The sequence below is a fragment of the Pontibacter mucosus genome, assembly GCF_003054055.1.
GTDB classification, from domain to species: Bacteria; Bacteroidota; Bacteroidia; order Cytophagales; family Hymenobacteraceae; genus Pontibacter; species Pontibacter mucosus.
Map to the genome: position 1 here is coordinate 97,005 of NZ_QBKI01000008.1, position 13,370 is coordinate 110,374.

Below are 13,370 nucleotides of genomic sequence, written 5' to 3' on the forward strand. Positions count from 1 at the left end.
AGGGGTTATAACGTTTCTTGGATTCTCGCTTTTATTGACTGTACCAGGCTATGTGGTACAATCACGCGCTTCAGGTGGCCAGATACCAGCCCTTTCAAGAGCTTTTGCTTCTGATGGTTCTCAAAGCAGCTGACGCACTCCTCGATGTGCTTGTTAAAGTATTGTTGCTCGTCTGTGGAGGCCTCCCCGTCTATCATCAGGTCCAACATGTCGGATACCCGCAAACATTCTTCCTCCCTGGTTGCGTCAGGCGTTTTCGGATACGCTTCTGTAAATTTAGATTCCATCTTTGCTCAAACTCTTTTAGTGTCTTTAACTGTTATATCCCATGCTTTTCGCATATTTTTCCAACTTCTCTTTCAAAGAGTTCCGGGCCCGGTGCAGCCTGGAGCGTACAGTGCCTATTGGGATGTCCAGTATCTTGGCCATCTCCTCGTAGGTAAAGCCTTCCAGGTCACAAAGTATGATAACGGTTCTGAAGTCTACGGGAAGTGCGTTCAGGGCGCTGGCTACTTCATCCCCAATCAAGTCCTGCACACTTTCGGTGCGCATGTCGGTGGTGGTGGCCACCCCGCTCTCGCCTTCTACGTCGTCGGTGTTGTAATACCCCTCTACCTCGCTGTAATCTACCTTGGCGGGTTGCTTGCTCTTTTTCCGGAACTCGTTAATGAAAGAGTTCTTCAGGATTCGGAACAGCCATGCTTTTGCATTAGTTCCTTGCTCGAAATAGTCGAAAAAGCGATAAGCCTTCAGATATGTCTCCTGCACCAAATCGTTGGCGTCGTCTTCGTCTAAGGTGAGCCTGTAGGCAAAATTGTACAGGGGATCGAGCACGGGCAACAGCTCGGCCTCGAACCGTGCGTCCTTTTCCTCCTTACTCAGTTGTTTACCTGTTTGATCGCTCATCTACTTAAGTGGATTTTGTACCTTGTGAAGCCCTCCATCGCGCGTAAACGCAAATATAGGAATTTTAATTACATACCCTGCTTGCCGCCTTAGGGTTGCACCGGAGCGGGGCACAGGAACGGCACCTTTGCCCTATTGCACCAATGCAGGCAGAAAAAAGCCGGTATCGTTAGTGCTTTTACGTGTATACGTTTTATAAGATAGGGTTTGGGTACTATTTCCGTATAACTTCGCCGGGCTGCCTACTTTATACTACTTTTGTAGCCACAAACCCGCTACACAATAAATAAGCAAAGCACATGCGCGTACTACACCTTGTATCAGAGAAAACATGGAGAGGCGGCGAGCAGCAGGTGGCCTACCTGATAGCGGAACTGCAGCAACTGGGGGTGAGCAATTATGTGGCCTGCCGCAAAGGTTCTGCCTTCCATGAGTATTGTCAGCGGCAAAGCATCCCACACTCGGCCCTGCCCTTTGCCAACGAGTTCGATGTGGTGACCGCGCTTCGCGTAAAAGCTTACTCCCGACAGCACAAACTGGAGCTGATGCATGTGCACAGCGGCCACGCCCACGCCATCAGCGTGCTGTCGCATGCGCTGGGCAATACCCTGCCCATTATACTTAGCAGGCGCGTTGATTTTCCGGTTAAGAACAACCTGCTTTCCCGCCTGAAGTACAATTACAAGGGTATCCGGCGCGTGGTGTGCGTGTCTGACAAGATCAAGGAGGTGGTGTCGCAGAGCCTGGATCGGCCGGAGCTTTGCGTTACCGTGTACAGTGGCATAGACCTGAGTCGCTTTGCCGGTAGCGCCAAAACAGGCAAGCTGCACCGCGAGTTTAACCTGCCGCCGACATCTCCGCTTATTGGCAACATATCGGCCATTGCCCCGCACAAGGACTATTATACTTTCATCGACACGGCCGAACTAGTGCTGCAGCAGCACCCTGAGGCCCGGTTCTTTATCATCGGCGATGGCCCGCTGCGCCAGGACATCGAATCCTACGCCCGCCACAAAAACCTGCAGGACCGGGTTATCTTCACCGGTTTCCGGAAAGACATACCTGAGAGTATGCCTGAGCTGGATGTGATGCTGGTTACTTCTGAAACCGAAGGGCTGGGCACTACCATTCTGGACGCCTTTGCCTGCCGGGTGCCGGTAGTGGCCACTAGGGCCGGCGGCATTCCGGAAATTGTGCGGGATGGGGTTACAGGCCTGCTGGCGCCGGTAAAGGCCCCTGCCGAGCTGGCCCAAAAAGTACACGAGGTCCTCACCAACGAGCAGAAGCGTCAGCAGCTCATCGAGGGTGCCTCCCGGCTGCTGCAGGAGTTCTCCAAGCGAAACACCGCTTTGCGCACGCTGGCCATTTACCAGGAGGTGCTCGGCAAAGTATAAAACCGGGTTACACTTCCCCCCGCTTCTGCTGCCTGTTGTGCATGTATAGCTTCAGGTACTTATAGTATACCGACTCGGCCGACGAAACCGAGATGATGAACCCCTCCGGGCCATCGAGGAAGCCGCGCTTGAGGATATAGGCCCTGAAAAAGCGGAAAAGCGGCTTGAGGATGACCATGGGCAGCGACACCGTTTTCCCGTCGCGGATGAGCGCCCTGGACGAGGCATCCGTAAACTTGTTGATTTGCCCCAGGTGCTGCGTGACGGTATAGTAGGAATAGTGCAGCAGGTCGCCGCGCAGGTGCTGCAGGGTAGCCCCCTGGCTCAGGATAATCTTATCATGCGGGTTCTCGCCGCCCCATACGGCCTTGCTGCGGTCGAACAGGCGGACTTTGGTATCGGGGTACCAGCCGGAGTGGTGGATCCACTTGCCGCAGTAGTTGGTGAGCCGGTTCATACTATAGGCGTCGGACTGCCAGTTGTTTTTTGCCGCCAGCACCGCCTGCTCCAACTCCGGCGAAAGGGCCTCATCCGCATCCAGCGACAGCACATGCTGAAAAGTAGCCTGGGTCAGTGCGTAATTCTTCTGCTCGATGTGCCCTTCAAACGGATGCTCCATAAACCTGGCCCCGTAGCTCAGGCAAATCTCCCTAGTGCGGTCGGTGGAGTAAGAGTCCACCACCACTAGCTCGTCCGCCACCCGCTTTACAGACTCCAGGCAACGGGCGATATTGCGCTCCTCGTTATAAGTGATGACAACAACAGAAAGTTTGACTGGCATAAGGCGACTTCAAAAAAATCGGTAATCTATACGTTTATACTTTAACCGGTTTGGCTACGGCAAATTTAACCCTCAAAGGTATTCTAAAATCTTAAGTTACGCCTCTTACACACTCAAACTATACCTTTTACAGGCAAACTTCCCCCTATCACCAATAAAATGTAACCCTTAAACCCATACTTTTCAGCCATTCCTGCGTAAGCAAATTTATACTATAACCTCCTTGCACTTGCACTTTGCAAAGACACAACTAGCACCGGGGCCTGTAAGTATGGAGACTGACCATGTACCTGAGACGTTTACTCTTTTTTCTGAGCCTGTTCGTGGCTTCTGCCGCCACCGCACAACAGTACAACATACGCAGCTGGACGCTGGAGCAGGGGCTGCCGCAGTCGCAGGTGATGGCCATACAGCAGGACGAGAAGGGCTTTCTGTGGCTGGCTACGCGCGCCGGACTCAGCCGCTTTAACGGCATCAACTTTCATACCTACACCAAAGACCATGGCCTGAGCAGCCACAACATCTCCACCCTGTTTATCGACAGCCGCCAGCGCCTCTGGATAGGCACCACCGATGCGGGGCTGCAGCTCTTCGACGGCACCAGCTTTGAGCGGTATGGGCCCGGCTACGGCCTGCGGGCGCAAGCCATTAACTGCATCTCCGAAGACAGGAAGGGCAACATCTGGCTGGCTACCAACGAGGGCATCTTTTACATCACCAGCACCCGGGTGGAAAAGTATAAAGCGCTGCCCGATGCTTTCTATACAGCCATTGCCCATACTGCCTCCGGCGATCTGTGGGCAGGAACGCAGCAGAACGGCGTCTACAAAGTATCTGCCGATAACCTGGTGTCGCATTACACTCCCGAAAGCAGCGCCCTGCCGCACCAGCACATCACGGCCATCACTACCGACAACGATGGCCATGTATGGATAGGCACGGCGCGCGGCCTGGCAAGAGCCAGCGACACCCTCAGCCAGGTGGAGTTGCCCGGCAACCTGGACAGCAGCTACGTTACCTGCTTTACCCACGACAGCTACAACAACCTCTGGATAGGGCTGCAGCGCGACGGACTGCTAAAGTATGACGGGCAGAGCTTTTCCTACATCACGCGCCGCAGCGGCCTTCGCACGAGCCGTATCACCTCGCTGGCCACCGACGCCGAGGGCAACGTCTGGATCGGCACCAACGGCTACGGCGTGCAGCAGTACCGGGCTCCGTGGTTTGTGCACTTCTTCGACTTTGGCCACCTCACCGAACCCCGCATCACAGCTGTGGGGCAAGACCAGTCGGGCACGCTTTGGTTTGGGACAGATGAGGGCGAACTAGCACGGATGCTGCCGCGGGGTCCGGAGTGGCAAACACCTGCCCCATGGCCGCGCGGGGCGTCTATCTACCACTTTTTGCCAGCGGGCGAGGAGATGTGGGTAAGCACCAGCAATGGCATCTGGCGGCTGGGCAAGGGCAGCCCTAAAAGGTATGCTGTGGCCCAAGGACTGCCCTCCCCGGATGTATACCAGGGCGCAGTGGGCCCGGATGGCAAGTTATACTTTGCAACGGCCGGCGGCGTGGTCATGCTCTCGCAGGACTCGCTCAAACGCATTCCATTTGCCGGAGGCACCATCAAAGCGAGCACCATCTTCCGCGACAGCCAAAACAGACTATGGGTTGGCGCCGACCAGGGAGCCTTCCTGGTAGAGCAGGGGCAGCTGGTAAAGCCGCAGGAGCTCGCGCAACACCACCTGACCGAAATCCGCTCTATAACAGAGGACAAAAACGGAAATTTATACTTTGCCGCCTTCAACACGGGGCTTCTGGTGCTGCAGGGCAGCCAGGCTAAACTCTATACTTCTGCCGAGGGGTTACCCAACGAGGCCATAAAAACACTGTATACAGACGATCAGGATAACCTGTGGATAGCCACCAACCGCGAGTTGCTAAAGGTCGATCTCCCCTTGCTGCACAAGCAAGGCCGCTTTAGCTACCGTACCTACACCAGCCCAAGCGGCTTCAGGGGCCAGGAAGTATGCGACAATGCCATACTGCAGACAGCGGACGGACACATATGGTTTGGCACCAACAAAGGCCTTACGCACTACCTGCCCCACCTGGACCGCCAGCGGCCGGCTTATCCCAAGCTGGTGCTGACAGAGGTCCTGCTGCACTCTACCCCCACTGACTGGGATGCGTTGGGCTATAAAGTAGACAGCCTGACCGGACTTCCCCGGAACCCGCGCCTCCCGTATACGCTCAACCACCTTTCCTTTAACTTTCACGGCATCTCGCTTTCAGACCCGGAGCAGGTAGAGTATAAGTATAGGCTCAGGGGCTTCGACGATACCTGGTCGCACGGTACGGAACGCTCTTACACCACCTTTGCCAACCTGCTGCCCGGCAGGTACACGTTTGAGCTGCTGGCCCGAAACACCGACGGCAACTGGACGCCCGAGCCGCTCACCTACAGCTTCACCATCACCCCTCCTTTCTGGCGGCGCGAGTGGTTTATCGGGGTGCTGCTGCTGGTGCTGGCCGGGGCGGTGCTGAGTGTGGTGCGCCTGCGCGAGCGGAGCCTGGTAAAAATGAACTCGCTGCTGGAGATGAAGGTGGATCACCGCACCCGCCTCTTGGAGCGCCAGAACCGGGAGAAGGAGATTCTGCTGCAGGAAATCCACCACCGCGTTAAAAACAACTTGCAAATCGTTATCAGCATGCTTAACCTGCAGGCCCGCCACGTGCAGGACCCCGCCGCGCAGGAAGTGATGCAGGCCCTGCGAAGCCGCGTGCGGTCCATGTCGCTGCTGCACGAGCGCCTCTACCGCCACGACGACCTGGAACAAATCAGCCTGGAGGAATACTTTTTGGAGATTTGCGAAAGCCTTTATGCCTCTTATGGCGTAAGTATGGATAGAGTTGAGCTGGAATTGGATATTCCTTACACAAAAGTAGACTTAGACGCGGCAATTACGTTAGGCCTTATTGTAAACGAGCTTGTATCCAACACCTTAAAATACGCTTTCCCGAACAATGCGCATGGGGTGCTACGCATTGAGTTAAAGAAGCACGATGACGTGCAATATACCCTGACTATCAGCGACAATGGACGCGGCTTGCCGAAGGATTTCTTTGAGAAGCAGCAGAGCGGGCAGTCATTCGGGCTCAAGCTGGTGCAGTCGCTGAGCCGCAAACTGGAAGGCAATATTAGCTTTTACAACAACCATGGCACAAAATCAATATTTTATTTTGTTTTGCCATCATAATGTTATTTTTTACGTATGCACCTAATGCTATGACAAAACCTAAAATCCTCATTTCGGAAGACGAGGTCATCATCGCAGAAGATCTAGCGGCAAGCCTGGAAGAATTAGGTTACGAAACGTGTGCGATAGACTCAGGGGAGGACACAATCGACATGATTCGGGAAACACAACCCGACCTGGTGCTGCTGGATATCAATCTGAAAGGCGATGCTGACGGAGTTAACATTGGTGCCCGCATCCGGGAGGAGTTCGGCATCCCGTTTATTTACCTTACGGCCTACGCTGACCCGGCCACGATTGACCGCGCCAAAAAAACGGAGCCGGATGGTTTTCTGGTCAAGCCTTTTGATGAGAAGAGCCTGCGCTCGGCCATCGAGATAGCCCTGTACAAGCACGACAGCAACCACAAAGACAACAGGCATAACAACGGCGCCAGCCTTAACCCGAAGGATAAGGAGGTGAACGCCGACTATATTTTTGTGAAGGTAAAGCACCGCATCATAAAGGTGCATTACAGCGATATTTTGTGGGTAGAGGCCTATGACAACTACTCCTTTATCGTGACTGCCGACCAGAAATACCTGGTAAGCTCTACCCTGAAGGACATGGAGAACAAGCTTCCGTCGCAGAACTTTGTGCGCGTGCACCGCTCCTACATCGCCAACCTGGACAAGATAGAGGCCCTGGAGGAAAACTCGGTGGTGTTCTCGAAAGGCGAGATCCCGATTGGCAAGTCTTACAAAAAGGCCCTGATGTCGCGGTTTAACATTATCTGACGTATGGCCATCGTTCACTGAGGCATACTAATTAACGCTTCTGAAAAAACAAGAGGCCAGCACTTTGCAGTGCTGGCCTCCTTATACTTACAGCCGTTCAGGCTTAGTATCTGTAGTACTCCGGCTTAAACGGACCTTCCACGGTTACGCCAATGTAGGCAGCCTGGTCAGGAGTCAGTTCGTCGAGCTCCACACCGATTTTACCCAGGTGCAGGCGGGCCACTTTCTCATCCAGGTGCTTGGGCAAAGTATAGACCTTGTTCTCGTAAGCATCAGCGTTCGTCCAAAGTTCAATCTGGGCCAGGGTCTGGTTAGAGAAAGAGTTAGACATCACAAACGATGGGTGTCCGGTAGCGCAGCCCAGGTTCACCAGGCGGCCTTCTGCCAGCACAATAACGTCTTTTCCATCGATGTTGTACAGGTCTACCTGCGGCTTTATCTCGTCTTTGGTGTTGCCATAGCTGCTGTTCAGCCAAGCCATGTCGATCTCGTTGTCGAAGTGGCCGATATTACAAACGATGGCCTTGTCCTTCATAGCGCGGAAGTGCTGCTCTGTAATGATATCTTTGTTACCAGTGGCAGTTACTACGATATCAGCCTCTTTTACGGCGTCAGCCATTCTTTTCACGGCAAAGCCGTCCATAGCAGCCTGCAGCGCGCAAATCGGGTCGATTTCGGTAACGATAACACGGGCTCCGGCACCACGCAGCGAGGCAGCAGAACCTTTGCCCACGTCGCCATAACCCGCTACAACAGCCACTTTACCGGCCATCATCACGTCCGTGGCACGGCGAATCGCGTCTACCAAAGACTCTTTACAGCCATACTTGTTATCAAACTTAGACTTGGTAACTGAGTCGTTCACGTTGATGGCAGGCATGGGAAGCGTACCGTTTTTCACGCGCTCGTAGAGGCGGTGCACCCCGGTAGTCGTCTCTTCAGACAGCCCTTTGATACCGGAAGCCAGTTCCGGATACTTGTCCAGCACCATGTTGGTCAGGTCGCCACCGTCGTCGAGGATCATGTTGAGCGGCTTGCGGTCTTCCCCGAAGAAAAGCGTCTGCTCGATGCACCAGTCAAACTCCTCGGCCGTCATGCCTTTCCAGGCGTAAACCGAGATACCGGCAGCGGCAATAGCGGCAGCGGCGTGGTCCTGGGTAGAGAAAATGTTGCAGGAAGACCAGGTAACCTCAGCACCCAGCTCCACCAGCGTTTCAATAAGAACAGCCGTCTGGATGGTCATGTGCAGACAGCCGGCAATGCGCGCACCAGCCAGCGGCTTGCTTGGGCCATACTCCTCGCGGATGGCCATCAGACCCGGCATCTCGGCCTCAGCCAGCCTAATTTCTTTGCGGCCCCACTCAGCCAGCGCTATATCTTTAACTTTATACTTCAGATACGTCTCAACCATTTTTTCTTCTTTTTTCTGATAAAACACAAAATTACGCAATTTGTTGCATTCCATCAAGATTAGCTGGTCTACTGTGGCTAATAAACGGTGAGTATAAAAAAACAGCGCCCACCAAAGGATGGCGGGCGCTGCAGCTACGGGTAAAGGAGTTATTCTTCGTTCACGATAACTTGTGCCCCGAGTGTGTTGGTGTTACCCTCTGGTGGGCTCAGGAAGCCACGGGCAAACACCGTGTAGATATCACCGCTTCTCAGCTCTACGTTCGGGATGGTGAGCACTGCCGTAGTGCTACCGGCCGGGCGAACTTCCAGCGTATAAGTCCCCGCACTGACAGGCGTAAAGGGAGTAGCCGATTTAAACGCACTATTGCTGAACAGCACCGGGCCACCCTGCACGGCAATGTCAACGGCAGGCGCATCCGGAGAGAGGTGCACAAAACGCACATGCGACATACCGCTGGCCGGGTCGGTCAAATCGTCTTCCAGCACCAGCGCTTCGATGTTATCCAGCGTGTTGATGGCGAACACAGTATAATCCTTGTCGCGCTGCAGGTTAAGGTCCGCATCGATGACGGTGGTGGCGGTGCCCGCCGCATTTACCTTTATGTTCTGCGTGCCGGCCGGCAACTCCAGATACTCCGTGTTGTTGGGGAAGGTAAGGGGAGAGTTGTTCACTTTCACGTCATTAACCAGCAGGTCCACGCCAGGAGCATCCGGCGAAGCATGCACAACCATCACTTCCGCCTCCTCTACCAGGTCCACTCCGTCGTCATCGTCATCGCATCCTGCCAGGAACAATGCGGGCACCACAGCCAGCACTGCCATTCTTTTCATCCAATACTTCATAGCTCATTCAGAAATTAAAGTTTAATAAATTGATTGTTTTATACTTCCTTTAACTGCCGTGGCGATATTTTGTTTAACAAAAATGTAAAAACATTAAACAAATTAGTGTGCCGCCTCTTTTTTTTAATCAATATCTTTGCAGCAGCCCATACAAAACCGCCATGCGTACATTTACACCCGAGGAGCAGGACTTTATACTTCGGCACCAGCAGCACGACGTAGCCCAGCTGATGCTGCAGGCCAGCCGCTATCCGCAGTTGCCGGTGCAGGAGCTGGTGCAGCAGATTAAAGCGCGGCAGAAGGCTGTCCAGAAGTTGCCTACCTGGGTGCAGCACCCGCAGGCGGTGTTCCCGGTGGCGCTGTCGGTGGAGCAGAGTTCTTCGGAGGAAACGGCGGCATATAAGGCCAGCCTGGTGCGCGGTAAATTACTGGTTGACCTGACCGGCGGCTTTGGGGTGGACAGTTTATACTTTGCCCGCAGCTTTGCGCAGGTGGTACACGTGGAACAGAACCAGGAGCTGCAGGAGGTGGCCAGGTATAACTTCGGTCTGCTGGGCGCTGCGAACATCCAAAGTATAAACACCACGGCCGAGGACTTTCTGCAAACGATGGAGGGCAAGGCCGATGTTTTATACTTAGACCCCGCCCGCCGCGGCCACCACGAGCAGAAGCTGCACCTGCTGCAGGACTGCGAGCCGGATGTGCTGCACCTGCTGCCGCTGCTCTTCCAGAAGGCCGACGCTATACTTTTGAAAACCTCGCCCATGCTCGACATTGAGCAGGCCCTGCAGGAACTGGCCCAGGTGGTGCAGGTGTGGGTGGTGGCGCTGCAGAACGAGGTGAAGGAAGTTTTATACCTGCTCCAGCCCGCAGCCCCCGCCCCTGCCGATGTGCCCCGCACGGCCGTAAACCTGCTGCCCAACGCCGCGCCGCAGTTGCTTACTTTCACCCGTGCTCAGGAGGAGGCTGCCAATCCCATTTATGCCGACCCGCTGGCATATGTGTATGAGCCGAACGCTGCCATCCTGAAGGCAGGGGCTTACCGTTTTCTGGGCCAGCACCTGCAGCTAAGCAAGCTGCACCCCAACAGCCACCTCTATACTTCGGCGCAGCTGCTGCCCCATTTCCCGGGCCGCAGCTTCAGGTGCCTTGACGTGAGCCGCTACAACAAAAAGGAACTGCTCAAACACCTGCCGGAGAAGAAGGCCAACATCACGGTGCGCAACTTCCCGGAGTCGGTGGCGGATATCCGCAGGAAGACTGGCATTAAAGAGGGTGGCCATACCTACCTTTTCTTCACGACCGACAGGCATCAGAAGCCGGTCGTGCTCATCTGCGGGAAAGTATAACTGCCGTTCTCAGCCCGAACAAAGTATAAAAGTATAGCTGCTTCAGGCCGGGGTTTATACTTTGTATCCGTTTCCCGCACGTGCCATCGGACCGGTAACCCCACAGTGTACGGGAGCCATGGTGCCCGCCAGAACTAACTCTCAAAGCGCCAGCAATATCCCCAACAGCCGCCCCGAAACAGACACCGGTAACAAAAGACGCACTCAGGAGTTGTAACATAACATACACAGCAAACCGCCGTACACCTCTAGAACGGCTATGGCTGTAAGGTTTTTATGTTTCACCAATAATCTACTGAAAACGAATGAAAGACCAGAAAAAGAGAAGCTGGGAGTTCCACGGCTTTGCAAGCAACCCTGAAAAGTCATTTGAGGCAGGCAAAAAAGGCAACCGCCTGGCCATCGAAAACTCCATTAGGAACAGCAACAACAGCCCGAATAACCCGATGGCCGAAAACCGCACCGCCTCTAAAACCAGCAACCAGAACAAGCCTGCACAAGGTAAAGGCTGGCAAAGTGTAAAAGCAGGCTCCAAAGAGGCAGGCCGCAAAAACGAGCGCACAGCCGAGGAATAGCCCGAACAACTTAACCTATGAAAACCATGAAGAATCAGGATAAAAACAAGCAGAGCGATCTGACCGACAAAAACAAAAGCGGCAAGAAAGATACTGGCAACAGCCTGGACCGCGACATTACTGACAGCAAGCAGACCGGCAGAACGCCTCAGGCCCGCACTGACAACGAGCAGGATAGCGAAAGCAACAAGCGCAAGCGCTAATCGCGAAGTTTAAAGTTTAGGAAAACAGCCACAGCACCTTATGCTGTGGCTGTTTTGCGTTACGCTTCTTTGTAAATCTTCGTACTTTACCCGTATACGTTCCATGACCATGACAAAAACGCTCCCGACGCTCCTGCTCCTGTGGCTGTGCTCGCTTTCGGCCCTTGCCCAGGCTGCCTCCGAGAAGGTGGTGGGCTTTCTGCTGCACGCCCCCGGCCTGCCCGACACGGCACAGGTATACATTACCGGCAACGCCCCCGCGCTGGGCAACTGGAGCCCTGGCAAAGTACAGATGGAGCGCACCGGTCCCGATACCTGGCAGAAGGAGATAGTGCTGCTGGAGCCGATGCTGCTGGAGTATAAGTATACCTTGGGCAGTTGGGAGCAGGAAGCCGCCGACAGTACCGGAAGCCCCCTCCGCAACTTTACCGTGAAGGTGGAGAGCAGCCTGCAGGTAAAGAACAAGGTAACCAACTGGCGCAGCGGCGACAGCAAGGAACCGGTGAAAGGCGGCGTGACGGGCGAACTGGTTTACCACGAAAAGGTGGGCAAAAGCGCCCTCATCCCGCCCCGCGACCTGGTGGTGTGGCTCCCTCCCAATTATGAACAGGACAAGAAAAAGCACTACCCGGTACTCTACCTGCACGACGGCCAGAACCTCTTCGACCCCAATACCAGTTCCTTCGGGGTGGATTGGCGCGTGGATGAAACCGCCGACAGCCTCATCCGCAATAAAACCATAGAGCCGATCATTATTGTAGGCATCAACAATACACCGGACCGCATGCAGGAGTACACCCCCGGCGAGAAAGGGGCCGCTTACATGGATTATGTGGTAAACACGGTAAAGCCCTTTATCGACAGCACTTACCGCACCAGGCCGGGCGCAAAGTATACGGCCACCGGCGGCTCCTCGGCAGGCGGCACCATTGCCTTTATGCTGGCCTGGGAGCACCCGGAGATTTTCTCCAAAGCCATCTGCATGTCACCGGCCTTTAAAATTCAGGATATCGACTACGTGGACGATGTGCAGGCTTACAAGGGGAAAAAGAAGCCGGTATACTTCTACATCGATAACGGCGGCGTGGAGCTGGAGGAGCAGCTGCAGCCGGGCATAGACGAGATGCTGCAAACCCTGAAGCAGAAAGGCTACCGCGAGGGCAAAGACTATACCTGGGTGAAGGATGACAAAGCCAAGCACTTCGAGTCGGCGTGGGGCAAGCGCATGCCGCAGGCGCTGCAGCTGCTGTTCCCGGCAAAATAGGCCATGCCGCTACCCTAAAATTTAGCACTCTCTTAATATGGGCAGCTTTTACGGTTGCCCATTAATGGTTAAATTGCTTCTCCCCTTACGCTGAAAAAGCTTTGGGAAGAAATGAATGCAAAGGCAATGTTTGAGATCCGATACCTGCACGAAACTCCCGAGCACTTCGACACTGTAGCCGACTGGATTTACCAGCAGTGGTGGCAGAAGCCCGGCAACACCGCAGAGGTGGTGCGGGTGCCGCTGCGCGAACACCTGCAGGCGCAGCCCTTGCCCACTGCCTTTGTGGCGCTAGATGCCGAAAAACCAATAGGCTCTGTGCTGCTGATAGAAAGCGACGGCGTGGATGCCCTGCCCGACCTGAGGCCCTGGCTGGCCGCCCTCTACGTGCTGCCAACCTACCGCGGCCAAGGTGTGGGCAAGCAACTGGTGCAGGCCCTGGAGCAGCACGCCCTGCAGGTAGGCTTCACCGACCTGTACCTGGTCGCCACCGACAGGGTGAGCTTTTATTATGAGTTGGGCTGGCGGGTGTACACTAAACTGGTAGGCAAAAACGGAATTACCATCATGCACAAAAGTATGGCTGCCGCCTCTGCGTAAGGCCAACAG

At 54.6% G+C, this 13,370-nt stretch carries 13 protein-coding genes; 8 read left to right on the forward strand and 5 right to left on the reverse strand.

The genetic code is table 11. The annotated features are described in order from the left end of the window. Nucleotides 1–5 precede the first annotated feature (5 nt). Nucleotides 6–287, reverse strand: a complete 282-nt coding sequence (locus tag C8N40_RS15750) for a zf-HC2 domain-containing protein (protein WP_092102418.1) — start codon at nucleotides 285–287, stop codon at nucleotides 6–8. 25 nt (nucleotides 288–312) lie between these two features. After that, nucleotides 313–906 carry a sigma-70 family RNA polymerase sigma factor gene (locus C8N40_RS15755; RefSeq protein WP_046310151.1) on the reverse strand — a complete coding sequence of 198 codons (594 nt, stop codon included), beginning with the start codon at nucleotides 904–906 and terminating at the stop codon, nucleotides 313–315. Nucleotides 907–1,205: 299 nt separating this feature from the next. Between C8N40_RS15755 and C8N40_RS15760 the strand changes: the two genes are divergently transcribed. Next, nucleotides 1,206–2,300, forward strand: coding sequence for a glycosyltransferase family 4 protein (locus C8N40_RS15760; RefSeq protein ID WP_108212779.1), 1,095 nt, complete (start codon nucleotides 1,206–1,208; stop codon nucleotides 2,298–2,300). A 7-nt stretch (nucleotides 2,301–2,307) separates the two neighbouring features. Here the strand turns inward: C8N40_RS15760 and C8N40_RS15765 are convergent, their stop codons facing one another. Then, nucleotides 2,308–3,081 (reverse strand): glycosyltransferase family 2 protein, encoded by a 774-nt coding sequence (locus C8N40_RS15765; protein ID WP_108212780.1) that lies wholly within the window; start codon nucleotides 3,079–3,081, stop codon nucleotides 2,308–2,310. Nucleotides 3,082–3,365: 284 nt separating this feature from the next. On the opposite strand from C8N40_RS15765, the gene C8N40_RS15770 reads away from it, so the two are divergent. After that, nucleotides 3,366–6,338: a ligand-binding sensor domain-containing protein gene (locus C8N40_RS15770; RefSeq protein WP_108212781.1), complete on the forward strand. Its 2,973-nt coding sequence runs from the start codon at nucleotides 3,366–3,368 to the stop codon at nucleotides 6,336–6,338. 29 nt (nucleotides 6,339–6,367) lie between these two features. Beyond that, nucleotides 6,368–7,114 (forward strand): LytR/AlgR family response regulator transcription factor, encoded by a 747-nt coding sequence (locus C8N40_RS15775; RefSeq protein WP_092102429.1) that lies wholly within the window; start codon nucleotides 6,368–6,370, stop codon nucleotides 7,112–7,114. Nucleotides 7,115–7,217: 103 nt separating this feature from the next. On the opposite strand, the gene ahcY is transcribed toward C8N40_RS15775, so the two are convergent. Both ahcY and C8N40_RS15785 read right to left on the reverse strand, forming a co-directional pair. Then, a complete protein-coding gene (gene ahcY / locus C8N40_RS15780) occupies nucleotides 7,218–8,525 on the reverse strand; it encodes an adenosylhomocysteinase (RefSeq protein WP_108212911.1) in 1,308 nt (435 codons plus the stop codon). A 149-nt stretch (nucleotides 8,526–8,674) separates the two neighbouring features. Next, nucleotides 8,675–9,358 (reverse strand): DUF4397 domain-containing protein, encoded by a 684-nt coding sequence (locus C8N40_RS15785; RefSeq protein WP_245905150.1) that lies wholly within the window; start codon nucleotides 9,356–9,358, stop codon nucleotides 8,675–8,677. A 173-nt stretch (nucleotides 9,359–9,531) separates the two neighbouring features. Here C8N40_RS15785 and C8N40_RS15790 point away from each other — a divergent pair, with 173 nt between their 5' ends. The 5 genes from C8N40_RS15790 to C8N40_RS15810 all read left to right on the forward strand — a co-directional run bounded on the left by C8N40_RS15790 (nucleotide 9,532) and on the right by C8N40_RS15810 (nucleotide 13,361). Further along, the gene (locus C8N40_RS15790; protein WP_108212783.1) at nucleotides 9,532–10,719 is read left to right on the forward strand and encodes a THUMP-like domain-containing protein; all 1,188 of its coding nucleotides are present in this window, start codon (nucleotides 9,532–9,534) and stop codon (nucleotides 10,717–10,719) included. 305 nt (nucleotides 10,720–11,024) lie between these two features. Next, the gene (locus C8N40_RS15795) at nucleotides 11,025–11,294 is read left to right on the forward strand and encodes a hypothetical protein (protein WP_108212784.1); all 270 of its coding nucleotides are present in this window, start codon (nucleotides 11,025–11,027) and stop codon (nucleotides 11,292–11,294) included. 17 nt (nucleotides 11,295–11,311) lie between these two features. Continuing rightward, nucleotides 11,312–11,497: a hypothetical protein gene (locus tag C8N40_RS15800; protein ID WP_108212785.1), complete on the forward strand. Its 186-nt coding sequence runs from the start codon at nucleotides 11,312–11,314 to the stop codon at nucleotides 11,495–11,497. A 109-nt stretch (nucleotides 11,498–11,606) separates the two neighbouring features. After that, complete coding sequence (locus tag C8N40_RS15805; protein ID WP_108212912.1) at nucleotides 11,607–12,761, forward strand: alpha/beta hydrolase-fold protein; 1,155 nt, start codon at nucleotides 11,607–11,609, stop codon at nucleotides 12,759–12,761. A 111-nt stretch (nucleotides 12,762–12,872) separates the two neighbouring features. Further along, on the forward strand, nucleotides 12,873–13,361 hold the full coding sequence (locus tag C8N40_RS15810) for a GNAT family N-acetyltransferase (protein ID WP_108212786.1): 489 nt from the start codon (nucleotides 12,873–12,875) through the stop codon (nucleotides 13,359–13,361). Nucleotides 13,362–13,370: the final 9 nt, after the last annotated feature.

Bases quoted from the DNA above. Each gene is read 5' to 3' on its own strand.
- C8N40_RS15785 (WP_245905150.1), bottom strand. From the start codon at position 9,358: ATGAAAAGAATGGCAGTGCTGGCTGTGGTGCCCGCATTGTTCCTGGCA.
- C8N40_RS15755 (WP_046310151.1), bottom strand. From the start codon at position 906: ATGAGCGATCAAACAGGTAAACAACTGAGTAAGGAGGAAAAGGACGCA.
- C8N40_RS15770 (WP_108212781.1), top strand. From the start codon at position 3,366: ATGTACCTGAGACGTTTACTCTTTTTTCTGAGCCTGTTCGTGGCTTCT.
- ahcY (WP_108212911.1), bottom strand. From the start codon at position 8,525: ATGGTTGAGACGTATCTGAAGTATAAAGTTAAAGATATAGCGCTGGCT.
- C8N40_RS15800 (WP_108212785.1), top strand. From the start codon at position 11,312: ATGAAAACCATGAAGAATCAGGATAAAAACAAGCAGAGCGATCTGACC.
- C8N40_RS15775 (WP_092102429.1), top strand. From the start codon at position 6,368: ATGACAAAACCTAAAATCCTCATTTCGGAAGACGAGGTCATCATCGCA.
- C8N40_RS15790 (WP_108212783.1), top strand. From the start codon at position 9,532: ATGCGTACATTTACACCCGAGGAGCAGGACTTTATACTTCGGCACCAG.
- C8N40_RS15795 (WP_108212784.1), top strand. From the start codon at position 11,025: ATGAAAGACCAGAAAAAGAGAAGCTGGGAGTTCCACGGCTTTGCAAGC.
- C8N40_RS15805 (WP_108212912.1), top strand. From the start codon at position 11,607: ATGACAAAAACGCTCCCGACGCTCCTGCTCCTGTGGCTGTGCTCGCTT.
- C8N40_RS15750 (WP_092102418.1), bottom strand. From the start codon at position 287: ATGGAATCTAAATTTACAGAAGCGTATCCGAAAACGCCTGACGCAACC.
- C8N40_RS15765 (WP_108212780.1), bottom strand. From the start codon at position 3,081: ATGCCAGTCAAACTTTCTGTTGTTGTCATCACTTATAACGAGGAGCGC.
- C8N40_RS15760 (WP_108212779.1), top strand. From the start codon at position 1,206: ATGCGCGTACTACACCTTGTATCAGAGAAAACATGGAGAGGCGGCGAG.
- C8N40_RS15810 (WP_108212786.1), top strand. From the start codon at position 12,873: ATGAATGCAAAGGCAATGTTTGAGATCCGATACCTGCACGAAACTCCC.